This is a genomic window from Paraburkholderia sp. GAS42 (assembly GCF_050436565.1).
In the GTDB taxonomy this organism is placed as follows: Bacteria; Pseudomonadota; Gammaproteobacteria; order Burkholderiales; family Burkholderiaceae; genus Paraburkholderia.
On sequence record NZ_JBNDML010000001.1, the window covers coordinates 292,596 to 315,485 of the forward strand.

Annotated in this window: 22 protein-coding genes; 12 read left to right on the top strand and 10 right to left on the bottom strand. The window is 61.3% G+C overall.

What is annotated here, in order from left to right; translation table 11 throughout:
* Positions 1-124: 124 nt before the first annotated feature.
* Complete coding sequence (locus tag P3T16_RS01330; RefSeq protein ID WP_429259288.1) at positions 125-550, top strand: VOC family protein; 426 nt, start codon at positions 125-127, stop codon at positions 548-550.
* Positions 551-605: 55 nt separating this feature from the next.
* Here the strand turns inward: P3T16_RS01330 and P3T16_RS01335 are convergent, their stop codons facing one another.
* Together P3T16_RS01335 and P3T16_RS01340 are read right to left on the bottom strand one after the other, a co-directional pair.
* Positions 606-1,160 carry a YaeQ family protein gene (locus tag P3T16_RS01335; protein ID WP_429259289.1) on the bottom strand — a complete coding sequence of 185 codons (555 nt, stop codon included), beginning with the start codon at positions 1,158-1,160 and terminating at the stop codon, positions 606-608.
* Between the two features lie 60 nt (positions 1,161-1,220).
* On the bottom strand, positions 1,221-2,198 hold the full coding sequence (locus tag P3T16_RS01340) for a LysR family transcriptional regulator (RefSeq protein WP_429340893.1): 978 nt from the start codon (positions 2,196-2,198) through the stop codon (positions 1,221-1,223).
* 172 nt (positions 2,199-2,370) lie between these two features.
* On the opposite strand from P3T16_RS01340, the gene P3T16_RS01345 reads away from it, so the two are divergent.
* The 6 genes from P3T16_RS01345 to P3T16_RS01370 all read left to right on the top strand — a co-directional run bounded on the left by P3T16_RS01345 (position 2,371) and on the right by P3T16_RS01370 (position 9,597).
* Positions 2,371-3,834 (top strand): aldehyde dehydrogenase family protein, encoded by a 1,464-nt coding sequence (locus P3T16_RS01345; protein ID WP_429340894.1) that lies wholly within the window; start codon positions 2,371-2,373, stop codon positions 3,832-3,834.
* Between the two features lie 130 nt (positions 3,835-3,964).
* Entirely contained in the window at positions 3,965-4,969 is a 1,005-nt protein-coding gene (locus tag P3T16_RS01350; RefSeq protein WP_429340895.1) for an arabinose ABC transporter substrate-binding protein, read from the top strand.
* 68 nt (positions 4,970-5,037) lie between these two features.
* On the top strand, positions 5,038-6,570 hold the full coding sequence (gene araG / locus P3T16_RS01355; RefSeq protein ID WP_429340896.1) for an L-arabinose ABC transporter ATP-binding protein AraG: 1,533 nt from the start codon (positions 5,038-5,040) through the stop codon (positions 6,568-6,570).
* Between the two features lie 36 nt (positions 6,571-6,606).
* A complete protein-coding gene (gene araH, locus P3T16_RS01360; protein WP_429259294.1) occupies positions 6,607-7,617 on the top strand; it encodes an L-arabinose ABC transporter permease AraH in 1,011 nt (336 codons plus the stop codon).
* Positions 7,618-7,665: 48 nt separating this feature from the next.
* Positions 7,666-9,399 carry an IlvD/Edd family dehydratase gene (locus P3T16_RS01365; protein WP_429340897.1) on the top strand — a complete coding sequence of 578 codons (1,734 nt, stop codon included), beginning with the start codon at positions 7,666-7,668 and terminating at the stop codon, positions 9,397-9,399.
* Between the two features lie 36 nt (positions 9,400-9,435).
* The gene (locus P3T16_RS01370) at positions 9,436-9,597 is read left to right on the top strand and encodes a hypothetical protein (RefSeq protein ID WP_429340898.1); all 162 of its coding nucleotides are present in this window, start codon (positions 9,436-9,438) and stop codon (positions 9,595-9,597) included.
* A 12-nt stretch (positions 9,598-9,609) separates the two neighbouring features.
* On the opposite strand, the gene sap1 is transcribed toward P3T16_RS01370, so the two are convergent.
* A complete protein-coding gene (sap1, locus tag P3T16_RS01375) occupies positions 9,610-9,951 on the bottom strand; it encodes a surface attachment protein Sap1 (RefSeq protein WP_429259296.1) in 342 nt (113 codons plus the stop codon).
* A 613-nt stretch (positions 9,952-10,564) separates the two neighbouring features.
* On the opposite strand from sap1, the gene P3T16_RS01380 reads away from it, so the two are divergent.
* A complete protein-coding gene (locus P3T16_RS01380; RefSeq protein WP_429259308.1) occupies positions 10,565-10,801 on the top strand; it encodes a hypothetical protein in 237 nt (78 codons plus the stop codon).
* A 33-nt stretch (positions 10,802-10,834) separates the two neighbouring features.
* Here the strand turns inward: P3T16_RS01380 and P3T16_RS01385 are convergent, their stop codons facing one another.
* The 3 genes from P3T16_RS01385 to mnmE form a co-directional block, all read right to left on the bottom strand.
* Positions 10,835-11,482, bottom strand: a complete 648-nt coding sequence (locus P3T16_RS01385) for a hypothetical protein (RefSeq protein WP_429340899.1) — start codon at positions 11,480-11,482, stop codon at positions 10,835-10,837.
* Complete coding sequence (locus P3T16_RS01390; RefSeq protein WP_429340900.1) at positions 11,479-11,703, bottom strand: hypothetical protein; 225 nt, start codon at positions 11,701-11,703, stop codon at positions 11,479-11,481. The genes P3T16_RS01385 and P3T16_RS01390 overlap by 4 nt, the downstream gene beginning before the upstream one ends.
* 266 nt (positions 11,704-11,969) lie before the next feature.
* Positions 11,970-13,370, bottom strand: a complete 1,401-nt coding sequence (gene mnmE, locus P3T16_RS01395) for a tRNA uridine-5-carboxymethylaminomethyl(34) synthesis GTPase MnmE (protein WP_429340901.1) — start codon at positions 13,368-13,370, stop codon at positions 11,970-11,972.
* Positions 13,371-13,730: 360 nt separating this feature from the next.
* On the opposite strand from mnmE, the gene P3T16_RS01400 reads away from it, so the two are divergent.
* A complete protein-coding gene (locus P3T16_RS01400) occupies positions 13,731-14,153 on the top strand; it encodes a transcriptional regulator (RefSeq protein ID WP_429340902.1) in 423 nt (140 codons plus the stop codon).
* 152 nt (positions 14,154-14,305) lie between these two features.
* Here P3T16_RS01400 and yidC read toward each other — a convergent pair whose 3' ends face one another.
* The 4 genes from yidC to rpmH all read right to left on the bottom strand — a co-directional run bounded on the left by yidC (position 14,306) and on the right by rpmH (position 16,976).
* Positions 14,306-15,976, bottom strand: a complete 1,671-nt coding sequence (gene yidC, locus P3T16_RS01405; RefSeq protein WP_429340903.1) for a membrane protein insertase YidC — start codon at positions 15,974-15,976, stop codon at positions 14,306-14,308.
* A 30-nt stretch (positions 15,977-16,006) separates the two neighbouring features.
* Positions 16,007-16,237: a membrane protein insertion efficiency factor YidD gene (gene yidD / locus P3T16_RS01410; RefSeq protein ID WP_133661444.1), complete on the bottom strand. Its 231-nt coding sequence runs from the start codon at positions 16,235-16,237 to the stop codon at positions 16,007-16,009.
* Positions 16,238-16,310: 73 nt separating this feature from the next.
* Positions 16,311-16,817 (bottom strand): ribonuclease P protein component, encoded by a 507-nt coding sequence (rnpA, locus tag P3T16_RS01415; protein ID WP_429341056.1) that lies wholly within the window; start codon positions 16,815-16,817, stop codon positions 16,311-16,313.
* A gap of 24 nt (positions 16,818-16,841) precedes the next feature.
* A complete protein-coding gene (gene rpmH / locus P3T16_RS01420) occupies positions 16,842-16,976 on the bottom strand; it encodes a 50S ribosomal protein L34 (RefSeq protein WP_004198824.1) in 135 nt (44 codons plus the stop codon).
* Between the two features lie 383 nt (positions 16,977-17,359).
* Between rpmH and dnaA the strand changes: the two genes are divergently transcribed.
* The 3 genes from dnaA (at position 17,360) to gyrB (ending at position 22,835) form a co-directional block, all read left to right on the top strand.
* Positions 17,360-18,913, top strand: coding sequence for a chromosomal replication initiator protein DnaA (gene dnaA, locus P3T16_RS01425; RefSeq protein WP_429340904.1), 1,554 nt, complete (start codon positions 17,360-17,362; stop codon positions 18,911-18,913).
* A gap of 222 nt (positions 18,914-19,135) precedes the next feature.
* Complete coding sequence (gene dnaN / locus P3T16_RS01430) at positions 19,136-20,239, top strand: DNA polymerase III subunit beta (RefSeq protein ID WP_429259303.1); 1,104 nt, start codon at positions 19,136-19,138, stop codon at positions 20,237-20,239.
* Between the two features lie 124 nt (positions 20,240-20,363).
* Positions 20,364-22,835: a DNA topoisomerase (ATP-hydrolyzing) subunit B gene (gene gyrB / locus P3T16_RS01435; protein ID WP_429259304.1), complete on the top strand. Its 2,472-nt coding sequence runs from the start codon at positions 20,364-20,366 to the stop codon at positions 22,833-22,835.
* Positions 22,836-22,890: the final 55 nt, after the last annotated feature.

Below are 22,890 nucleotides of genomic sequence, written 5' to 3' on the forward strand. Positions count from 1 at the left end.
GCTATTGCCCGCCAGGCGCGTGCAGGCGGCGATCCAGCCATCCTGGCGCTCTTCACTTCCTGCTTCACTCTCCTACACTCGTAGCTTCCAGTGGCATCCGGCACAGTCCGGAGGAGAGATTCCCATGAAGTTTCATATTCGCGAGATCGACCACATCGTCATCCGGGTTCTCGATCCCAAGGCGATGACGCGTTTCTACTGCGATGTGCTCGGCTGCAACGTCGAGAAAGAACAGCCGGATATCGGCCTGACGCAGCTTCGCGCCGGGCGCTCGCTGATTGATCTGCTGAAAGTGGGCGGCCCGATCGACCGTCCGGACAGCGGTGCGCCCGGCGCCGGGCGGAACATGGATCACGTCTGTCTGCGCATCGATCCGTTCGATGCCGACGCGCTCAGGGCGCATCTCGTCACGCATGGTGCGCGGCTCGGCGAGCAGGCGCTGCGATACGGCGCCGACGGGTACGGCCAGTCGCAGTATCTGTTCGATCCAGAGGGCAATATGGTCGAGCTGAAAGGGCCTCCGGAAGCGGCGCGCTCGAACTCGCTATAGGCGCCCGACGCGCCGCCGCAGGCCTTGTGGACAGGCGGTGCGTTGCCAGCCCCCGTCAGGCGCCGGCGGGCGCCTTCAACACTGCCCACTCGACCGGAACCGGATCGGCGGCCGTGCTGCCGAGCCATGCCGCCCCGTCCTGCACCGTGCATTGCAGGCGCATCGTCCGTTCGGCCAGGCTTCCGAGCGACGCCGCCACACCTTCTCCGAGCGACCACACCGTCACGTTCCGCAGCCGGTCCACTTTGTTACGCACACCCTGCCACCAGATGTCAGACGTGCGCCCGCCGTACGCGATCACGATCACGTCATTCGCGCGGCCGCTCGCCTTCGCGATGCGCCGTTCGTCCGGCTGGCCGACGTCGATCCATGTTTCGATGGCGCCGGTCAGGTCTTTTTGCCAGAGATCGGGCTCGTCGATATCCGACAGGCCCTTGCAGAATTCGAGGCGCTCCTGCGCGAACAGCGCAAAAGCGGCGACGCGGACCATCATCCGCTCGTCGGTTTCGGACGGATGGCGTGCGATCGTCAACTGATGGTCGGCGTAATAGTGCCGGTCCATGTTGGCGATCTGGAGTTCTGCCTTGTAAATCGTCGATTTGATAGCCATGCAGCGTTTGTAGCCCGTTTGCACGGACGTTTCAGAATCAGGGTTAAACCGCGGTGTTTTTCAGCGAGCCGCCGCCATATCGAACGGTGTGCCGTAGACCTCGACGGCAGCCGCGCGCAGCGCGTCCAGCACGATCGAAGCCGCCGGCGAAAGCAGATGCGACTGGCGCGTGATGATACCGAAAGCGTCCATCCGGTACGGCAGTTCGATCGGCAGACGCTTCAGCACGCCATACTGCTGATACTGCCGCGTCACCTCGTCGGGCAGCACGGCGAGCATGTCGCTCTGCAAAAGCAGGCTCGAAATCGCCAGAAAATTGTTCGTGTTGACCACGTTCTGCGGCGGATTCAGGCCGATCTGCGAAAACATCATGTCGAAGCGGTGACGCAGCACGCTGCCGGGCGGATGCAGTACCCAACCCGCATTGACGATGCCGCGCAACGTCAGCCCCGTTTCGCCTTCGAGCGGATGGCCGGGCCGCGCGACCACGCACAGCGGCTCGTCGGCGAGCGGCTCATAGTGCACTTCCGTTTTCAGCTGGTCCTGCCGTTCCAGCACGCGGCCGATCATGATATCGAGTTCGCCTTCGGCCACGCGCGGCAGCATCACATCCGAGGTTTCAACCTGCACCCAGATCTGCAGTTGCGGATAGTGGGCCTTCACATTCGCGATCGCGCGGGGCACCATCGTCGCGGCCGCCGCGGCGATCACGCCGATGCGCACCTGACCCGCGAGCCCTTCGCGCAATGCCGATATTTCATCATGCGCGTGACTGAGGTTTGACAGCACCATCCGCGCGTGGCGAATCATCACTTCGCCATAGAGCGTGGCGTGCATGCCGTGCGGCGTCCGGTCGAAGAGGCTCACGCCGAGCATGTCCTCCAGTTCCTTCAACAGACGCGATGCGGCGGGCTGCGTCATGCCGAGCACGTCGGCGGCGCGGCGGACGTTGCCTTCCTCTTCCATCGCGGCGAGCAGCAGCAACTGCCGTGTTTTCAGCCGCGCGCGCACAAACCAGTTCGAATAGCTGCGGGTCATCGCGTGTCTCGCTCCGTTGTCTCGTCTTGCCGGAAAACACCTCGGCATGGCGAGGCGTGTTCGAACGACGTCATACCAGAAACGATATCACGAAGGCCCAAAAAGGGATTGGAAAGTTATTGCGTCGACTCATACCATTCGTGGACTTTCAGCGAACCGGCAACGTGCATCAATGAATCGCGACTTCCTCGTTCCCCTCGTTTCGGGTCCATTCCGGCACTACATCAACGGTGCGTGGGAATCGGGCGCGACGACCGGGCTTTCGCTGAATCCGTCGGACCTCGACGAGCCGGTCGGCGAATACGCCCGGGCCGACGCGCGTCAGACCGACGCGGCGATCGAGGCTGCAAGCGCCGCATTTCGCGAGTGGTCACTCGCTTCGGTGCAGCGCCGCGCGGATGCGCTCGATGCAATCGGCAGCGAAATCCTGGCGCGCAAGGACGAACTCGGCCGGCTGCTGGCGCGCGAAGAAGGCAAGACGCTCCCGGAAGCGATCGCCGAAGCGGCGCGCGCCGGGCAGATCTTCAAGTTCTTCGCCGGCGAAGCGCTGCGCATTCCAGGCGAGCATCTCGCCTCGGTGCGGGCCGGCGTCGATATCGACGTGACGCGCGAACCGGTCGGTGTGATCGGCATCATCGCGCCGTGGAATTTTCCGCTGGCGATTCCGGCGTGGAAGATCGCGCCTGCCCTCGCCTACGGCAACTGCGTCGTCTTCAAGCCGGCCGAAACGGTGCCGGCGTGCGCGGCGGCGCTGGCAGGCATCATCAATCGCGCGGGACTGCCGGCGGGCGTGTTCAACCTCGTAATGGGCAGCGGACGCCAGGTGGGCGAACGGATCGTCTCGCATCCGCTCGTTCACGCGATCAGCTTCACGGGCTCGGTCGGGACGGGCACACGTGTACTGCAGTCGGCTGCGGCGCGCCAGGCGCGCGTGCAGCTGGAGATGGGCGGCAAGAACCCGCTCGTCGTACTGAACGACGCCAGTCTCGACACCGCCGTCGATGCCGCGCTGAACGGCGCGTTCTTCTCGACTGGACAACGCTGCACGGCGTCGTCGCGGCTGATCGTCGAACGCGGCGTGTTCGAGCCGTTCGTCGACGCGCTGAAGGCAAAGCTCGCCGCGCTCACCGTCGATCACGCGCTCAAACGTGGCACCGATATTGGCCCGGTCGCGAACGAACAGCAGCTTGCCGTGACGCTCGACTATCTGCGCGCCGGCCGTGAAGAAGGCGCGGAACTGATCGCCGGCGGCCGCCAGCTGGAACGCGCGACGCGTGGCTACTTTCTGGAACCGGCGCTCTTCACCGGCGAACCGGGACACCGCATCGCGCGTGAAGAGATTTTCGGGCCGGTCGCCGTCGTGCTGCCCGCCGACGATTACGACCACGCACTCTATCTCGCGAACGACACGCCGTTCGGTCTCTGCGCCGGTATCTGCACGCAGTCGCTGAAATATGCGCGGCATTTCAGGCGGCACAGCCAGAGCGGCATGGTGATGGTGAATCTGCCGACAGCCGGCGTCGACTACCACGTGCCGTTCGGCGGACGAAAGGGATCGAGCTACGGACCGCGTGAACAGGGCACGTATGCCGTGGATTTCTACACGACTGTGAAGACCGCTTACGTCGCAGGCTGAAGGCACGCTCGAAGCCGGATGCGACGTAGCACCCCGGCGCACGCGGGCACCCGGATCCGCATGCGTTTGTATTGACCTGCTGCAATCCGCCAGAAAGGCATGCAGCTTTAATAATCGAAGGAGACAACTGATGAATCGCAAGCTTCGCCGTTTGACGCTATCCGCGATGGCCGCCGCCGCCCTCGCCGCTCCGTTTGCCTTCCACATGTCGGCGCAGGCCGACGAACCGCTGAAGGTCGGCTTCCTCGTGAAGATGCCGGAACAGGCCTGGTTCATCAACGAACAGAAAGCCGCGAGCGCGCTCGGTCAGAAGGAAAACTTCTCGGTCGTGAATATCGGCACGCCGGATGGCGAAAAGGTGCTGGCCGCGATCGACAACCTCGGCGCACAGGGCGCGAAAGGCTTCGTGATCTGCGCGCCCGACGTGCGTCTCGGACCGGCCATTCAGGCACGTGCGAAGCGCTACAACATGAAGTTCGTGACCGTCGACGACCAGCTCGTCGACTCGGCGGGCAAGCCGCTGTCGAACGTGCCGCACCTCGGCATGTCGGCGTTCAAGATCGGCAATCAGGTTGGCCAGGCGATTTCGGATGAAATGAAGCGTCGCGGCTGGAAGCCGGAAGAAGTCGGCGCGCTGCGCATCACGAACTACGAACTGCCGACGGCAAAGCTGCGTACCGATGGCGCAACGCAATCGCTGCTCGCAGGCGGCTTCAAGAAGGAAAACATCTTCGATGCGCCGCAAAAGACAACCGATGACGAAGGCGGCTTCAATGCTTCTTCGCCGGTGCTCGCGCAGCATCCGAACATCAAGAAGTGGGTGATCTTCGCGCTCAACGAGGAAAGCGTGCTCGGCGGCGTGCGTGCGACCGAGCAGCTGCATATCCCGTCGGCGGATGTGATCGGTGTCGGCATCAACGGCGCGGGTGAAGCATTCGCCGAGTTCCAGAAGAAGGAACCGACGGGCTTCTACGGCACGATCGCCGTCAGCTCGACGAATCACGGCAAGGAGAGCACGGAGAACCTCGTCGAATGGATCGAGAAGGGCAAGCAGCCGCCGGCTGATACACAGACGACCGGCAAGCTGATGGTGCGCAGCAACTGGCAGCAGGTGCGTCAGGAACTCGGCATCTAAGGATGCTTGTGCGAGGTGAACGTCGCGTGTAGCGCCGTTCGCCTCGCTCCATCAGCAAGAGGCATTCGATGACCGGTTTATCTCAAGACGAAACGACGGCGCTCGATACGCGCGCCGTCGATCGGTATCTGCAGCTCGAAGGCATCACAGTGCGCTTTCCGGGCGTGCTCGCGCTCGATCAGGTGTCGCTCGGCGTGCGTCGTGGCGAAGTGCATGGCCTGATGGGCGAAAACGGCGCCGGCAAATCGACGCTGCTGAAAGTGCTGTCGGGCGTGAATCAGCCTGAGGCGGGCACGTTGTCGCTGAACGGCGTCGCGCAGCAATTCACGACGACGAAGGCCGCGATCGAAGCCGGCATCGCGATCATCTATCAGGAACTACATCTCGTCCCGGAACTGACGGTCGCGGAAAACCTGATGCTCGGCGCGCTGCCAAACCGCTTTGGCGTGCTCGACGAGAAGGCGCTGATCAAACGCGCCATTCACGAACTCGACCGGCTCGGCGAGAAGATCGATCCGTCGATGCAGGTGAAGCATCTGTCGATCGGTCAACGGCAGATGATCGAGATCGGCAAGGCGCTGATGCGCGACGCCCGCGTGATCGCGTTCGATGAACCGACGAGTTCGCTTTCCTCACGCGAAACGGAGCAGCTTTTCCGCATCATCCGTGCGCTAAAGGCCGAGGGGCGCGCGATCATTTACGTCACGCATCGCATGGATGAAGTCTACGAACTGTGCGATCGCGTGACTGTGTTTCGCGACGGCCGCCGCATCGAAACATTCGACGATGTCGACGGCCTTGATCGCGACCGCTTGATCAGCTGCATGGTCGGGCGCTCGATCAGCGACGTCTACGGCTATCGTTCGCGCGACATTGGCGCGGTGCAGCTCGACGTCAAAGGTCTCATGGGACCGGGCCTGTCGGAACCGGCTTCGTTTGCGGCACGCGCGGGTGAAATCGTCGGCTTCTTTGGGCTTGTCGGCGCCGGTCGCTCCGAGTTGATGAAGCTGATTTACGGCGCGGTTAAACCCACGGCGGGCGAAGTCACGCTGAAAGGCAAGCGCGTGCATTTCGCCACGCCGCGCGATGCAGTGCGCGCTGGCGTCGCGCTGTGTCCGGAAGATCGCAAGCAGGAAGGCATCGTCACGATCGCCTCGGTCTCGGACAACCTGAATATCAGTTGCCGCCGTCACTTCAGCCGCTTCAACGTGCTGAACGGACGCAAGGAAGCAGAGACGTCGAAGGCGTTCATCGCGAAGCTCGGGATCAAGACGCGCAGCGGCGATACGCCGATCGGCACGTTGTCGGGCGGCAATCAGCAGAAGGTGATCCTGTCGCGCTGGCTCGCCGAAGAAATCGACGTGTTCCTGATGGACGAGCCGACGCGCGGTATCGACGTCGGCGCACGCAGCGAAATCTACGGCCTGCTGTATGGGCTCGCTGAAGCGGGCCGCACGGTGATCGTCGTGTCGAGCGATCTCGCGGAAGTGATCGGCGTCGCCGATCGCATTCTCGTGATGAAGGAAGGCCGCATCACCGGCTATCTGCCGAAGGTGCAGGCGACGCCCGACGCGCTCATCAAGCTCGCGCTGCCGCGCTGACGCGCGCATCAAGCAACGGAAACGGAAACAGACAACATGCAAACGCAATCGACCAATTCTTCTGTACCGCCACCGCCGCATGCGTCGGCGGGCGTCAGTGCGCGTGCCGCGCGCACGTGGGACCTCATCAACAGGTCCGGCATCGTGATGGTGTTTCTCATCCTGTTCACGGTGCTGTCGTTCACGGTGCCGGGCTTCGTCAGCTCGCGCAATATCCAGGGCCTGCTGTTATCGGTGACGTTGATCGGCTCGATCTCCGTGACGATGATGTTCGTGCTCGCGCTCGGCGAAGTGGATCTTTCCGTCGCGTCGATCGTCGCGTTTTCGGGCGTCGTCGCTTCGACGCTGATTACCGCGACGCATAGCGTCACGCTTGGCATCGCCGCGGGCGTGCTGGCGGGCGGCGCGGTCGGGCTCGTGAATGGCGTGCTGGTCGCGCGCTACAAGATCAACTCGCTGATCGTCACGCTCGCAATGATGGAAGTCGTGCGCGGCCTCGCGTTCATCACGTCGAATGGCGACGCGGTGATGATCTCCGAAGAAAGTTTCTTCGATCTCGGCGGTGGTTCGTTCCTCGGCATTTCGTATCCGATCTGGAGCAACATCGTCGGCTTCGTGCTGTTCGGCTTCCTGCTGAAGAAGACGGTGTTCGGCAAGAACGTGCTGGCCGTCGGCGGCAACAGCGAGGCGGCTTTGCTCGCCGGTCTGCCGGTGACGCGCATCAAGATCACCGTGTTCGTGCTGCAAGGGCTCGTGACCGGCTTCGCAGGCGTGATGCTTGCGTCGCGGATGAGCTTGGGCGATCCGAAGACATCGGTGGGTCTCGAACTCGGCGTGATTTCCGCTTGCGTGCTCGGCGGCGTGTCGCTGACGGGCGGCGTGGCGACGATTTCCGGCGTACTCGTCGGCGTGTTGATCATGGGCTCGGTGCAGGATGCAATGAGCCTGATGAACGTGCCGACTTTCTATCAATACCTGATTCGCGGCGGGATTCTGCTACTCGCGGTGCTGTTCGACCAGTACCGCCGCAGCAAACGCGTGCATTGACGCGCGCCCTTTCACGCCCGTCGCAACGGTATAAATACAGGAGTTTTCATGGCTGATTCTAAAAAGAACGCGAAGCCGCTGCGCAGCCAGGCCTGGTTCGGCCTGAAGGATCGCGACGGCTTTCTGCATCGCTCGTGGATGAAAAACCAGGGCATTCCGCACGACGAGTTCGACGGACGTCCGGTGATCGGCATCTGCAATACGTGGTCGGAACTCACACCGTGTAACGCGCACTTTCGCGAGCTGGCGGAGTACGTGAAAAAAGGCGTGTACGAGGCCGGCGGATTTCCGCTGGAGTTTCCGGTGATGTCGCTCGGCGAGACAAATCTGCGCCCTACCGCGATGCTGTTTCGCAATCTCGCTTCGATGGATGTCGAAGAATCGATTCGCGGCAATCCGATGGATGGCGTGATTCTGCTCGTGGGCTGCGACAAGACCACGCCTGCGTTGCTGATGGGCGCGGCGTCGTGCAATCTGCCGGCGCTGGCGGTTTCCGGCGGCCCGATGCTGAATGGCCGGTTTCGCGGCAAGCATATCGGCTCGGGCACGGGCGTCTGGCAGATGTCCGAGGAAGTGCGCGCCGGCACGATGACGCAGGAAGAATTCACCGAAGCCGAATCGTGCATGAACCGCTCGCGGGGTCACTGCATGACGATGGGCACGGCGTCGACGATGGCCTCGATGGTTGAATCGCTCGGTATGGGCCTGCCGCATAACGCGGCGATTCCTGCTGTGGATGCGCGGCGTCAGGTGCTCGCGCATCTGGCCGGACGCCGCATCGTCGATATGGTCCGCGAAGACCTGACGATGGACAGGATCCTTACGCGTCAGGCGTTTGAGAACGCAATCCGCACGAATGCGGCGATTGGTGGGTCGACCAACGCGGTGGTTCACCTGATCGCGCTCGCGAAGCGGATCGGCGTGGAGCTTTCGCTGGAAGACTGGGAACTGGGTTCGAACGTGCCGTGCCTGGTGAACCTGCAACCGTCGGGCGAATACCTGATGGAGGACTTTTACTACGCGGGTGGGTTGCCCGCCGTGTTGAAGCAACTCGGCGAGCAAGGCCTGCTGCATCGCGACGCGCTGACGGTCAACGGCAAGACGATCTGGGACAACGTGTCCAGCGCGCCCAACTATGACGAGAAGGTCATCACGACATTTGCCGAGCCGTTCAAGCCGAAGGCGGGCATTGCCGTGCTCAAGGGCAATCTCGCGCCGAATGGCGCGGTGATCAAGCCATCGGCCGCGACGGCGAAGCTGCTGAAACATCGCGGCCGCGCCGTCGTGTTCGAGAACATTGAAGAACTGCACGCGAAGGTCGACGACGATTCGCTCGATATCGACGAGCACTGCATCATGGTCCTGAAAGGCGCAGGGCCGAAGGGTTACCCGGGTTTCGCTGAAGTCGGCAACATGCCGCTGCCGAAGAAGGTGCTGGAAAAGGGCATCACCGACATGGTCCGCATTTCGGACGGCCGCATGAGCGGCACCGCGTACGGTGCGGTCGTGCTGCACGTGTCGCCGGAAGCGGCTGCGGGCGGTCCACTCGCACTCGTGAAAACCGGCGACATGATCGAACTCGATGTCGAAGCGCGCCGTCTGCATCTCGAAGTTTCCGACGAAGAACTCGCACGCCGTCGCGCGGAATGGCAGGCGCCGGACCTGCCGAAGCGCGGTTACTACAAGCTCTATGTAGAGCACGTCTTGCAGGCAGACCAGGGCGCGGATCTGGACTTTCTGGTCGGATCTAGCGGTGCGCCGGTGCCGCGCGACTCACACTAAATCAACCGGGTAATCCTGCGCTCGCGAGAAGGCGCCATGCCGATGCGGTTTCACCGCATCGGCTTTTTTATGACGTTGCGCGAAGTCGCCAAAAGCAAAATGGCCGGGCACGAATGCCAGGCCATTTTGCGAATGCGCAGCCGGATCGCCCGATTATCAAAACCGGGCACTTCGGACTACAGTCAGGTTTCTACTTGACGCGGAAACCGGCTATTGCTTGATAAAACGATCGTTGGTCCAGAGTCCCTGCGTGTCGCCGTTGCCGGCGTTCACGAACTCGACGTCATGGCCCACGACGCGTACTACGCGGAAATCGGAGTTTTCCGGCGTCGAAAGACATTGGTATCCGGAGAAGAATTCCTGCATCTTCTGTTGCTCGCCGGCTTGCGCGTGTTGATCGGCGGCGTCGAACTTTTCCTTCGACAGACACCCATATGAATTAGGCCGGAACTGGATCGTCTGCTGCGGCTTGATGACGACGTCCTGCGCCTGCGCGCCAGAAACAGCGGCAAGGCCCGCGATCGCGAAAAGAACGGCAACGTGCTTTTTCATGTTCTGCCTCCGTGCGGGGAATTGCTCAGGTTAGCTATCTATTTAACTTCAGGGGACACCCGCATCTTGCACTCTAGGAGAACTGCAAACGGACACAAGCACATCTTGTGTGCGCTCGCAACAGTGGCGAATTGTCGCAGCTCGCGACAGGTCCGGACGCCGGTGAAAAAGCGCGCGTAAACCCATGGGTGCGGCGCAGATCTTCAAAATAACGATTTCTGGCTGTCTGCTATATCCAGCAAGCGTTTTACGTGAGTTAAACGAATTGAATTCCTGCATTAATTAAACGGGCTACTAAGATTTTTTCAGTTTTTGTGCAATGCACACACACTCATTAAACCGACGAATCAAAACATGCGGAGTATCGGGTTAGTTGCAGAATAAGAAAGATGCCTGACTGCCGGGGGCAGCTTTTGGCGTGGTGGAAACCCGGATCAAAAAAGGAGCCGGCTGGCTTCGTGAAACCGCTGGAGATGCGGTTGGGCACGGGTGATGCTTTGCAAAGCTTATGGAGTGGGTAAGGCGCCGCGCTGTCGAAAGCTAGAAGCAACGCGGGACAAGCCTTTTCCGGACGATTCTGCGATGGATTGACGGCTGGACCACACTGTCGGAAATGCAATCCGGAATGCGACGCCTACAATGGAATGATGGACCGGCCGCTCCGCTGATCCTGGAGGTTATCGTGCTTGAAAATATCATCCTGGGCGCGTTTCTGGTCGTGCCGTTACTGATCGTCGCTTTTCTGTTTTCCGATGAACTCTGGCAGGAGCGGCATTTGCAGACCCGCGTCGCGCGGTCAAAGCGGATGAACTGGCGGCATCCGCTGCGGAGTATGCGGCATCGGCATTGAAGGTCGAAGCAGGCCGTAGCGAGGCGATGCGACCTATCTGCGTCTGCCAACCTGGCGACCCGGGCGCGGTGCGCTGGTGATCGTACGCCGGTCCTCGGCTCCCACCGTCAGTTCAATTGCCTGAATTGTTTTGTCCAGAAGGCGCAGGACGAGCGGCACGCTGTACCCGAGCAGAAAGGGCACCAGCGCGGTCACGCCTGCGGTCTTGTTTGGCGTTCCCGTAGCGGCGTTCAACGACTCCAGAAACTGACCGATATCGGGGAAAAGCGTCAGCGACAGCACCGTGCTGAACAGACAACCCAGCATCGTTCGGCCAACAACTTCGAAAAAATCGGACGTGTTTAGCGTCTGTTGCGGGACCAGTTTCAACAGGTGCAGAAAAGCATTGGCGACCGCGCCGAGCCCACCCAGAGAAAACGCCCAGAGGACAACCAGAAGCACGCCAATCCTGTGCACAGGCACCGTGATAAAGATGGGGATTGCGAGTTCCGCGACCATAAGAATCAGGAACACCACGCTGCCCCAGCATACGAACGCCTTCACGCGCGCGTTGGTGCGTGCAGCTTCAGCGATCGCCTCACGACGAAAATCGTTGATGCTCAACCCGTCTCCCAACCGGGTAAGAATCTTGATGTACTCGTCAAGCTGCGCCCGCGCCTGCGGTGATGGGCGGCCGGTCATGAGTCGCTCTCCGGGGGCATGGGTGGCAGCGGATATGATTCCGGGGGCATCGGCACGTCTTTGACGATTAACTGGTCGGTCAGGCGGGCAAGTCCGTCGAGTACTTCAAAAGGCACTTCGGCACCGCTACCCAGCAGGAAGGTTTTGAATCGATTGGCAGCCTCCAGGTCGTCGAAGTACTGAGTCATCATCTCCTTCTCAGTCTGCTCAGCGATCAACATATCCCGAGAATCCGACGCGGGGTCTAAACGCGCGGGCGCTGCTGCTCGCGCTGGCTCAGCTTCCGCATACTGCCTCGCCCGACTTCCCCGAATGGTGCGCCTGTCGGGATCGCCACTCTGGGCCGGCTGAGGTGAGCGTTCCGGTTCGTCTTCGACATTCATATGCCCACCCTGCGCCGCGGATAATAGGGACACTATAGGCGACGATTTCCTGACTCCAAAGCCAGGCGAGTATGGGGTGAATGAACCGAGACGAAGTGGCCCGGTTACTTTCCGATACAGAACCGGCTGAAAATCACCCCAAGTAGATCATCCGACGTGAACTCGCCGGTAATCGAATTCAGCTGCTCCTGCGCGAGTCGCAATTCCTCGGCGAACAGGTCCAGCGCCTGGGCATTCTGATCCGCGTGCTGCGCCGCCGTGGCGAGATGTTCCTGCGCCGCGCGCAGCGCAATCAGATGCCGCTCGCGCGCCAGGTACACACTCTCCGCGCCGGCCTGCCAGCCGGCGATCCGCAACAGTTCCGTGCGCAGCAGCGCGATCCCGTCGCCCTTCTTCGCCGACAGCCGCACCTCGCGCAGATCAATGCCGCCGGTATCGTCGAGCGTGGTCACGGAAGGCGCGACGTCCGTCAGATCCGACTTGTTCATCACACGCACGACCGGCACGCCCGAAGGAAAACGCGCCGCGATCGGGCCGTCTTCCGGCGTCATGCCTTCGCGCGCGTCGAGCAGATGCAGCACCACGTCCGCGCGTTCAATCTCGCTCCACGTGCGCGCGATGCCGATCTTCTCTACCTCGTCTTCAGTTTCGCGCAGACCCGCGGTGTCGATCATATGCAGCGGGATGCCTTCGATCTGGATCGTCTGCGTGACCTTGTCGCGGGTCGTGCCGGCAATCGGCGTGACGATCGCCAGTTCCGCGCCGGCCAGCGCGTTCAGCAGCGACGACTTGCCGACGTTCGGCTGCCCTGCCAGCACCACCGACAAACCCTCGCGCAGCAGCGCGCCCTGACGCGCTTCGTTCAGCACAAGCGCTAGCCGCTCGCGGATACGTGTGAGCTTGCCGCGGGCGTCTGCGGCTTCGAGAAAGTCGATCTCTTCTTCCGGGAAATCGAGCGTCGCTTCAACCAGCATCCGCAACGTGATGACTTCGTCGACGAGCGCGTGAATGTCGCGCGAAAACGCGCCTTCGAGCGAGCGGCCGGCCGAACGCGCGGCCGCCTCGGTACTCGCTTCGATCAGGTCGGCGACGGCTTCCGCCTGGGCCAGATCGAGCTTGTCGTTGAGAAAGGCGCGCCGCGTGAATTCGCCCGGCTCGGCGAGCCGCAGGCCGAACGCGCGACCCGCATCGATGCAACGTTGCAGCACGAGTTGCAGCACGATCGGGCCGCCGTGACCCTGCAGTTCGAGCACGTGCTCGCCGGTGTAGGAATGCGGCGCCGGAAAATACAGCGCGATGCCGCGATCGAGCGCGTTGCCGCCGCCATCGAGGAACGGCACGTAGCTCGCATGCCGCGGCGTCAGTGCCTGGCCGGTGAGCGCCAGCATCAACGGTTGCGCGGCGGTTTCACCGGCACGGCCGAACGAGATCCGCACGACGCCGATCCCGCCGCGACCGGGCGCGGTAGCGATGGCGACAATCGGATCGGAATCGGTAGAGAGCATGGCGGCGGAAGAAGAGAAAACAGTACAAAACACGTGGCGTGGCGAGGATCGCACGACGCCAGGCATTGTAACGTGGGCATCTCGCGCGCCCTCGCCCGGTGCGCGAAATCGACCCTCGGCCGGAAAGCCTCAGACGATTCGAGATTTATCTTAATCGGGATAGAGCAACGGGCTTAAGCCCGCTATTTCAACGCCGACACAAGGACAGTGAAATCCTACGTGCCACCGGAAACGGGCTGGGAAGAGACACGAGCGCGCCGTGGTCGCACGACCTCACGCAGGTCGCGCTCGATGCCGTCGGGCTAAATTTATCGCGCGAGGTTGTCGGCCGGAAGCGGTCGAAACGGCACAATCTCGCCCATGCCCACGATCGAAGAGAAAACGGCTTTTGCCGAGCGCCTGAAGTTCGCGATGAACCGTGCCCCGGAGAAACTGCGGGGCGGCACCGATCTCGCGCTGCATTTCAACCTGCGCCACCGCGGCGCGCAACCGGTGTCGCCGCAGACGGTCCACAAGTGGCTGAGCGCCCGCACGATCCCGACCAATGACAAGCTGCAGACGCTCGCCGAGTGGTTCAAGGTCGATCTGCACTGGCTGCATTACGGGCCGTCGCCGGAGGACGTGCCGCGCGCGGTGCCGAAGCCATTGCCGCTCGACGAGACCCACGCGCTTTCGGCCGAATCCCTTGAACTGTCCGCGAAAATCGAAGCGCTGAAGCCGCATCACAGGTATCTGATCCACGAACTCGTCGCGCAGTTTTACGGCGACGCGTGTAATCGGTGAGCGACGGCGACGGCCACCACCACCGCGCCGGCGCGGAGCCGCGCCCACGAACCCGCAAGGTACAAAAAAAGCCGCCCGGCGCAAACCGGGCGGCTTTTCAGCATCAACTGCGTCGTGGACGGCCAGCGGGCCAACCGTTCACGCTAAAGGCATCAGGCCGCTTTCTTCGTACCCTGACCCATCATCCGCGTGATGTAGTACTGCTGCGCGATCGACAGCACGTTGTTGACCACGTAGTACAGCACCAGACCGGCCGGGAAGAAGAAGAACATGACCGAGAACGCGATCGGCATGAACATCATCATCTTGGCTTGAACCGGGTCCGGCGGCGTCGGGTTCAGACGCGTTTGCAGGAACATCGAGACGGCCATCAGCACCGGCAGGATGAAGAACGGATCTTGCTGCGACAGATCGTGAATCCAGAGAACCCACGGCGCGCCGCGCATTTCCACCGACGAAAGCAGCACCCAGTACAGCGAGATAAACACCGGAATCTGGATCACGACCGGCAGGCAGCCGCCGAACGGATTCACCTTCTCGGTCTTGTAGAGCTCCATCAGCGCCGAGTTCATCTTCTGCGGATCGCCCTTGAAGCGTTCGCGCAACGCCTGCATACGCGGCGTGATCGCCTTCATGCGCGCCATCGACTTGTAGCTCGCCGCCGACAGCGGGAAGAACACAGCCTTGATCAGCAGCGTCAGAAGAACAATCGACCAGCCCCAGTTGCCGACATAGCTGTGGATCTTTTCGAGCAGCCAGAACAGCGGCTTTGCGATGATCGTGACCCAGCCATAGTCCTTCACCAGTTCCAGACCCGGCGCGATGCCTTCGAGCATGCGCTCTTCTTCCGGACCGGCGAAGAGACGCGACTGCACGTCCACCGACTGTCCCGGCGCGATCGTCGCGACCGGTTGCTTCACGCCGACGCGATACAGCGTCGGATCGACCTTCTCGACGTAGATGTCGCGCTTCGCGCCCTGCGTCGGAATCCACGCGGATGCGAAGTAATGCTGCACCATCGCGATCCAGCCGTTGTCGGCGGAAGGCGCGAAGGTCGCCTTGTTCTTGTCGATGTCGCTGAAGTCGATCTTCTGGAAGTGATGCTGTTCCGTATAGACCGCCGGCCCGATGAACGTGTGCGAGAAGCGCGGCGTTTCGACCGGCTGGCTGTCACGAACGAGTTCCATGTACAGCGTCGGCGAAACCGGCGTCGTGCCGACGTTGACGATCTTCGTGTCGACGTCGATCACATAGCTGCCGCGCGTGAACGTGTACGTCTTCACGACCTTCACGCCACCCTTCACCGGCGATTCGAAGCTGACCTGCAACGATTTCGCGTCGCCCGTCAGTTCATGCGGCTGGCCAGCAACCGGCGTGAACACATCGTTATGGTTCGGGAAATCGCCACCGAGCAGACCCGTGCGCGCCAGATACGTATGCGTCGCGGTGTGGTCGAAGAGCGTGATGTACAGGTCGGGCTGCTTGCCGTCGCCTTCCTTCATCAGCGAAAGCTTCGACAGCGTGCCACCACGCGTATCGATTTCGCCGTCATAGACGTCAGTGCGGAAATGGACCAGCTGGGCGGCTGCCTGCGCAGCGGGCGGCGTCGCGCCGCCAGGTGCTGTGCCGGCTGCGGCTTGCGGCAGCTCGGCGCCTTGAGTACCAGACGTCGTCGTGGCCGGTGCTGCGCCCGGAGCGGTCTTCGTGGCCGACGTGTTCGGGAAGAACATCGACGGACGTCCGTGGTCGCGTTGCCAGTTGTCGAACAGCATGACCGCTGACATGAAGAAGATGACCCATAGGACGGTGCGTTTAATATCCATGCGTTGTCTCAGTGTCGATGGAACGGCGCGTCAGCGCTTTTCAGAAGTGGGAGGCGGGACGAGATCGATGCCGCCCGCAGAAAACGGATGGCAGCGGCACAGGCGCCTTGCGGCGAGGTAAGTACCACGCGCGGCGCCATGATACTGGATTGCTTCGCGCGCGTAATCCGAACAGGAAGGGTAAAAACGGCACCGGCTGCCGAGCAGAGGGCTCACGGCAACCTTGTAGAAACGCAGTAAAGCGAAAAGTACCGTTTGCATGGCAAGTGCGGCCAGATTGCGCCGCGCTGTGGGGTGAAGCAACCGGCGCCAGCGCGGGTGTGCGGCGCTGGCGTCATTCCGTCGCGGGCGCGTCGGGCTTTGCGGGCGCTTCGGCCGGCAGCGCCTGACGGCGGGCGATTTCGCGAGCTGCCTTGTCGAGCAACTCCTCGATTTCGCTGCGGCACAACGTTTTCAACGGCGGCGACGACGCAGCGGGCATCGCCTTCCTGTCGAACTTCGTATGAAGCCGCAGCAGCACATCCCAACCACCGAACTCCGCGCGACGCAGCCGGAAAGCTTCGCGCGCGATGCGGCGCACCAGATTGCGGGTGACCGCGCGCGGCGCGTACTTCTTGCCGATCACGAGACCGAGGCGCGCTTCGTTGCCTGTCGGCCGGCCGTAGACGACGAAATGGGCCGACCGGCGCCACGGGCGCAAACGAAAAACGGATGAAAATTCATCCGTTTTCAGTAGCCTTGCGGCTTTGGGAAAGGCGGCTTGCGCTCGCAACGGAACTGAACCCTGATGCGGCGCCCCTGCCGTTCCCGCAGCGATGCGGGCATCGGACACAGCGCGCAATGATCGCAAACCAGCGCTTCAGCCTTAGATGGCGAGGCGCTTGCGGCCCTTCGCGCGACGTGCGTTGATCACCTTGCGGCCACCGGCGGTCTTCATGCGGACGCGAAAGCCGTGGGTACGCTTGCGACGGGTAACGGAAGGTTGGTAAGTACGTTTCATGTTGCTCTCACTTGACAGAGAAATAACCGCGCGAGCATCGCGGAAAGTGCAATGGCCGGTGGTTCAAAAATTGGTTTTCGCGGAACCCGCTATTTAAACTGGTTTTCTCTTGGTCGTCAATAGTTTAGAGCGGTGATCCACAGGCTGGGAGCGGGCTCACCGCTTGATCGGTCCCTGTGGATAACTCCCTTTTCGGGAGTTTTTGGCGGTAGAATCTCGCCTTACTTCCCAAAAATCATGCACGCCGCTCCGGCCCGCTTGCCCTGCCCAAACCCTTGTGGCACAAGCACCTGGAGCCTGTCCGCTCGGCTGTACCGGGCCTTGTCGCGAAATTCGCGGCGAGGGCAGCCGCGGGCCGCTGTGCTTAAAATTACAGCAACTCGATGAATGATTTCTGGCAACACTGTTCGGCACTGCTAGAGCGTGAACTGACGCCCCAGCAGTACGTGACGTGGATCAAACCGTTGGCCCCGGTCGCCTTCGACGCCGCTGCAAATACCTTGCGCATCGCTGCGCCCAACCGTTTCAAGCTCGACTGGGTGAAGAGCCAGTTCTCGGGCCGGATCTCCGATCTGGCGCGCGATTTCTGGCAGGCACCGGTCGATGTCCAGTTCGTTCTCGATCCGAAGGCCGGCGTCCGCGCGCCCGCGCCGCAGGCGCCCTCGCGCCCGATGTCGCCGCAGATGAATTCCGGCGTCGCCGCCGTCGATGCTGCCGTGAGCGCCGTTCAGGCTGCACACGCCGCGCGTGCCGGCAGCGGCAACACCGCGCAGACGGCGGCCATGCAAATAGCCGACGATCACGCCGATCTCGACCTCCCCAGCCTCGACGCCAACGAAGCCGCCGCTGCGCGCCGCACGTGGCGTCCGGGTTCGGGCGCCGGCAGCGGCAATGGCGAAAACGACTCGATGTACGAGCGCTCGAAGCTGAACCCCGTCCTGACCTTCGACAACTTCGTCACCGGTAAAGCGAACCAGCTGGCGCGCGCCGCGGCGATCCAGGTCGCGGACAACCCCGGCATCTCGTATAACCCGCTGTTCCTGTACGGCGGCGTCGGCCTCGGCAAGACTCACCTGATCCACGCGATCGGCAACCAGTTGCTGATGGACAAGGCCGGTGCGCGCATCCGCTACATCCACGCTGAGCAATATGTGTCCGACGTAGTGAAGGCGTACCAGCGCAAGGCGTTCGACGACTTCAAGCGCTATTACCACTCGCTCGACCTGCTGCTGATCGACGATATTCAATTCTTCTCCGGCAAATCGCGCACGCAGGAAGAGTTCTTCTACGCGTTCGAAGCGCTGGTCGCGAACAAGGCGCAGGTGATCATCACGAGCGATACGTATCCGAAGGAAATTTCGGGTATCGACGATCGTCTGATCTCGCGTTTCGACTCCGGCCTCACCGTCGCGATCGAGCCGCCCGAGCTGGAAATGCGCGTCGCGATCCTGATGCGCAAGGCGCAATCCGAAGGCGTGAGCCTGAATGAAGACGTCGCGTTCTTCGTCGCGAAGCATCTGCGTTCGAACGTGCGTGAACTCGAAGGCGCGCTGCGCAAGATCCTCGCGTATTCGAAGTTCCACGGTCGCGAAATCTCGATCGAAGTCACGAAAGAAGCGCTAAAGGACCTGCTGACGGTGCAGAACCGCCAGATCTCGGTAGAAAACATCCAGAAGACCGCCGCCGACTTTTACAACATCAAGGTCGCGGACATGTATTCGAAGAAGCGTCCGGCGAACATCGCGCGGCCGCGTCAGATTGCGATGTATCTGGCGAAGGAACTGACGCAGAAGAGTCTGCCGGAAATCGGCGAGCTGTTCGGAGGGCGCGATCACACCACCGTGCTGCACGCGGTGCGCAAGATCGCCGATGAGCGGAGCAAGGATGCCCAGCTCAACCACGAATTGCACGTTCTGGAGCAGACACTCAAAGGTTGAGTGTCCGATCGGAGAAATCCGATCTGTTTATTTCTGAACTCGCCCCCATTTTAGTGGAGCGGTTCCGTTTTAAGGCACAATACAGGTTTAACCGCCCGGCGGCCGCGGGCGGATTTCACGCCGTGACTGGCGCAGCGTGGCGCCAGCCAGCGGGGGGCGGGGCCCACGCGCATCAAAGCTGCCGGACGAGGCGCGCAGGCCGTCACATAACGAAGGAACTCTATGCAACTGGTCAAGACCGAACGCGATAACCTCCTCAGGCCGCTGCAAACTGTGAGCGGCATCGTAGAACGCCGCCATACGTTGCCGATCCTCGCCAATTTGCTGATTACCAAGAACGGCCCGGACGTGTCGTTCCTGTCGACGGACCTCGAGCTTCAGATCACCACGCATGCCGATTTCGGCGTCGGCGGCGAATCGGTGGCGACTACCGTCGCCGCGCGCAAGCTGCTCGACATCCTGCGCGCGATGCCCGAAGGTCAGGTCACGCTTACCTTGAACGACAAGCGTCTGACAGTGCAATCCGGCAAGAGCCGCTTCGCGCTGCAAACGCTGGCCGCGGACGAATTCCCGACCGTCGCTCAAGCTAAAGACTTCGGCGCGAACCTGGTGGTTCCGCAAAAGACGTTCCGCCAGCTGCTCGGCATGGTCCATTTCTCGATGGCGCAGCAGGACATCCGTTACTACCTGAACGGCATGCTGCTGGTAGTGGATGGCGACCAGCTGATGGCAGTCGCGACCGACGGTCACCGCCTGGCGTTTTCGTCGATGAAGATTGAAGGGTCGTTTGCGCGTCAGGAAGTGATCATTCCGCGCAAGACGATTCTCGAGCTGCAACGTCTGCTCGAAGACATCGACGACACGCTGAAGATCGACATTGCGCCGACGCAGGTGAAGTTCACGTTCGGCCAGGTCGAACTGGTGTCGAAGCTGGTGGAAGGCAAGTTCCCCGACTTCCAGCGCGTGATTCCGAAGACACACAAGAACAAGTTTGTGATCGGCCGTGAAGAACTGCAGCGCTCGCTCCAGCGCGCGGCGATTCTGACGTCGGACAAATTCAAGGGCGTGCGCTGCATCATCGAGCCGGGCCAGCTGAAGATCATGTCCACCAACGCCGATCAGGAAGAGGCGCAGGAAGAACTGGAAATCGCTTACACCGGCGACAGCGTCGATATCGGGTTCAACGTCACGTATCTGCTCGACGTGCTCGCGAACCTGAAGGTCGACATGCTGGAAGTGAGCCTTGGCGACGCCAGTTCCAGCGCGCTGATCACGATTCCCGAGAACGAGGAATTCAAGTACGTCGTGATGCCGATGCGTATCTAGCGCGTTCGACAACAAGAAGACACCAAGGGGCGCAGTGCCCCTTTGGCGTTTTTATGGTGTTTTGAAAAGTCCCGAGCAGTAACGAAGCAGCAATGCAGCAGTAACGCAGAACCGGAAAAAATCCATGACTGAACTGAACAATTCGCAACCCGATAACAGCTACGGCGCCTCGTCGATTCAGATCCTTGAAGGTCTGGAGGCGGTGCGCAAGCGTCCCGGGATGTACATCGGGGATACATCGGACGGCACCGGTCTGCATCACCTCGTATTCGAAGTGCTGGACAACTCGATCGACGAAGCCCTTGCCGGCCACTGTAACGACATCCAGGTGATCATCCACGCGGATAACTCGATCTCGATCACGGACAACGGCCGCGGCGTGCCGACCGGTCTCAAGATGGACGACAAGCACGATCCGAAGCGCAGCGCCGCTGAAATCGTGATGACCGAGCTGCACGCCGGCGGCAAGTTCGACCAGAACAGCTACAAGGTGTCGGGCGGGCTGCACGGCGTGGGCGTTTCGTGCGTGAACGCGCTCTCGGCGTGGCTGCGCCTTGTGGTGCGTCGTGACGGCAAGAAGCACTTCATGGAGTTCCACCGTGGCGTGCCGCAGAACCGTGTGATCGAAGAGATCGACGGCGTGGCTGTGTCGCCGATCCAGGTGGTGGGCGATACGGAAAACCGTGGCACCGAAGTGCACTTCATGGCCGACGAGACGATCTTCGGCAACGTCGAATATCACTACGACATTCTCGCGAAGCGTATCCGCGAACTGTCGTTCCTGAATAACGGCGTGCGTATCCGTTTGACGGACCAGCGCTCGGGCAAGGAAGAAGATTTCGCGTTTGTGGGCGGCGTGAAGGGTTTCGTCGAGTACATCAACAAGACGAAGGCCGTGCTGCACCCGACGATTTTCCACGTGAGCGGCGAGAAGGACGGCGTGGGCGTCGAAGTGGCGATGCAGTGGAACGACAGCTACAACGAGAACGTGCTGTGCTTCACGAACAACATTCCGCAGCGTGACGGCGGCACTCACCTGACCGGGTTGCGTGCGGCGATGACGCGCGTGTTGAACAAGTACATCAACGATCACGAAGTGGCGAAGAAGGCGAAGGTCGAGACGTCCGGCGATGACATGCGGGAAGGGCTTTCGTGCGTGCTTTCGGTGAAGGTGCCGGAGCCGAAGTTCAGCGCGCAGACGAAGGACAAGCTGGTTTCATCGGAAGTGCGTGCGCCGGTTGAGGATGTGGTGGCGAAGGCGCTCGAAGAATTCCTGCTGGAAACGCCGAACGACGCGAAGATCATTTGCGGGAAGATTGTGGATGCGGCGCGCGCGCGGGATGCCGCGCGTAAGGCGCGTGAGATGACGCGACGCAAGGGCGTGCTGGATGGCGTCGGTCTGCCGGGCAAGCTCGCGGATTGTCAGGAGAAGGATCCGGCGAAGTCGGAGATCTATATCGTCGAGGGTGACTCGGCAGGTGGCTCGGCGAAGCAGGGGCGTGACCGGAAGTTCCAGGCGATTTTGCCGCTGCGCGGCAAGGTGCTGAACGTCGAGAAGGCGCGCTATGACAAGCTGCTTTCTTCAGAGCAGCTCGTGACGCTGATTACCGCTTTGGGATGTGGCATCGGCAAGGAAGACTACAACCTCGACAAGCTGCGCTATCACCGCATCATCATCATGACCGATGCTGACGTGGACGGCGCGCACATCCGGACTCTGCTGCTCACGTTCTTCTATCGTCAGATGCCAGAGATGATCGAGCGCGGGTATATCTATATCGCGCAGCCGCCTTTGTATAAGGTTAAGGCGGGCAAGGATGAGCGGTATTTGAAGGATGCGGCTGATCTGAATGCGCATATGTTGAAGCTTGCGCTGAACGGCTCGGAGCTTTTGCCTGCGGAAGGGGCTACGCCGATTGCTGGGGATGCTTTGGGTGAGCTGGCTCGTTCTTATCTGCTGGCGCAGGCGGTGGTGGATCGGTTGAGCCGGTTGTATGACGCTGGGGCGCTTGAGGCGGTTATGGATGGGGTTTTGATTGACCTCTCTAGTGAGGCTTCTACAGAAGCTTCGGCTAAGGCGCTTGAGGCTAAGTTGCGAGATGATCCTTTGAAGCCTGAAGTGACTGTGTCGGCGATGTATGACCCGGTGCGTGAGTTGCGCTCGCTGAAGGTATCGCGGACGCATCACGGGAATCAGAAGGTTTCAGTTCTGGATGAAGAGTTTCAGCTGACGGCGGATTACCAGCAGCTTGTGAATACCGCTAATACGTTCAAGGGGTTGATCGGTACTGGCGCGGTGATCAAGCGCGGCGAGCGGAGCATGGCTGTTACCGACTTCAAGAGCGCTATGAAGTGGTTGATTGCTGATGCTGAACGCAATGTTTCCAAGCAGCGTTATAAGGGCTTGGGTGAGATGAATCCTGGGCAACTCTGGGAAACGACGATGGATCCCGCTGTGCGTCGTTTGCTTCGTGTGCAGATTGAAGACGCTATCGCCGCCGATGGGATCTTCACCACGCTCATGGGCGATGATGTTGAGCCGCGGAGAGCGTTCATTGAGTCGAATGCGTTGAGGGCGGGGAATATTGACGTTTGAATTTGTTGTCGGATGCCACAGAAAGTGAAAACTTTGCCAAGTAAGTGAAAAACTT

Excerpts from the sequence above, each read along its gene's own strand:
- mnmE (WP_429340901.1), bottom strand. The coding sequence starts at position 13,370 with ATGCTCTCTACCGATTCCGATCCGATTGTCGCCATCGCTACCGCGCCC.
- sap1 (WP_429259296.1), bottom strand. The coding sequence starts at position 9,951 with ATGAAAAAGCACGTTGCCGTTCTTTTCGCGATCGCGGGCCTTGCCGCT.
- yidC (WP_429340903.1), bottom strand. The coding sequence starts at position 15,976 with ATGGATATTAAACGCACCGTCCTATGGGTCATCTTCTTCATGTCAGCG.
- P3T16_RS01335 (WP_429259289.1), bottom strand. The coding sequence starts at position 1,160 with ATGGCTATCAAATCGACGATTTACAAGGCAGAACTCCAGATCGCCAAC.
- P3T16_RS01380 (WP_429259308.1), top strand. The coding sequence starts at position 10,565 with ATGCAATCCGGAATGCGACGCCTACAATGGAATGATGGACCGGCCGCT.
- araG (WP_429340896.1), top strand. The coding sequence starts at position 5,038 with ATGACCGGTTTATCTCAAGACGAAACGACGGCGCTCGATACGCGCGCC.
- P3T16_RS01330 (WP_429259288.1), top strand. The coding sequence starts at position 125 with ATGAAGTTTCATATTCGCGAGATCGACCACATCGTCATCCGGGTTCTC.
- P3T16_RS01340 (WP_429340893.1), bottom strand. The coding sequence starts at position 2,198 with ATGACCCGCAGCTATTCGAACTGGTTTGTGCGCGCGCGGCTGAAAACA.
- yidD (WP_133661444.1), bottom strand. The coding sequence starts at position 16,237 with ATGCAAACGGTACTTTTCGCTTTACTGCGTTTCTACAAGGTTGCCGTG.
- P3T16_RS01390 (WP_429340900.1), bottom strand. The coding sequence starts at position 11,703 with ATGTTGATCGCTGAGCAGACTGAGAAGGAGATGATGACTCAGTACTTC.
- P3T16_RS01365 (WP_429340897.1), top strand. The coding sequence starts at position 7,666 with ATGGCTGATTCTAAAAAGAACGCGAAGCCGCTGCGCAGCCAGGCCTGG.
- P3T16_RS01345 (WP_429340894.1), top strand. The coding sequence starts at position 2,371 with ATGAATCGCGACTTCCTCGTTCCCCTCGTTTCGGGTCCATTCCGGCAC.
- P3T16_RS01350 (WP_429340895.1), top strand. The coding sequence starts at position 3,965 with ATGAATCGCAAGCTTCGCCGTTTGACGCTATCCGCGATGGCCGCCGCC.
- dnaN (WP_429259303.1), top strand. The coding sequence starts at position 19,136 with ATGCAACTGGTCAAGACCGAACGCGATAACCTCCTCAGGCCGCTGCAA.
- P3T16_RS01385 (WP_429340899.1), bottom strand. The coding sequence starts at position 11,482 with ATGACCGGCCGCCCATCACCGCAGGCGCGGGCGCAGCTTGACGAGTAC.
- gyrB (WP_429259304.1), top strand. The coding sequence starts at position 20,364 with ATGACTGAACTGAACAATTCGCAACCCGATAACAGCTACGGCGCCTCG.
- P3T16_RS01400 (WP_429340902.1), top strand. The coding sequence starts at position 13,731 with ATGCCCACGATCGAAGAGAAAACGGCTTTTGCCGAGCGCCTGAAGTTC.
- P3T16_RS01370 (WP_429340898.1), top strand. The coding sequence starts at position 9,436 with ATGCCGATGCGGTTTCACCGCATCGGCTTTTTTATGACGTTGCGCGAA.
- araH (WP_429259294.1), top strand. The coding sequence starts at position 6,607 with ATGCAAACGCAATCGACCAATTCTTCTGTACCGCCACCGCCGCATGCG.
- dnaA (WP_429340904.1), top strand. The coding sequence starts at position 17,360 with ATGAATGATTTCTGGCAACACTGTTCGGCACTGCTAGAGCGTGAACTG.
- rpmH (WP_004198824.1), bottom strand. The coding sequence starts at position 16,976 with ATGAAACGTACTTACCAACCTTCCGTTACCCGTCGCAAGCGTACCCAC.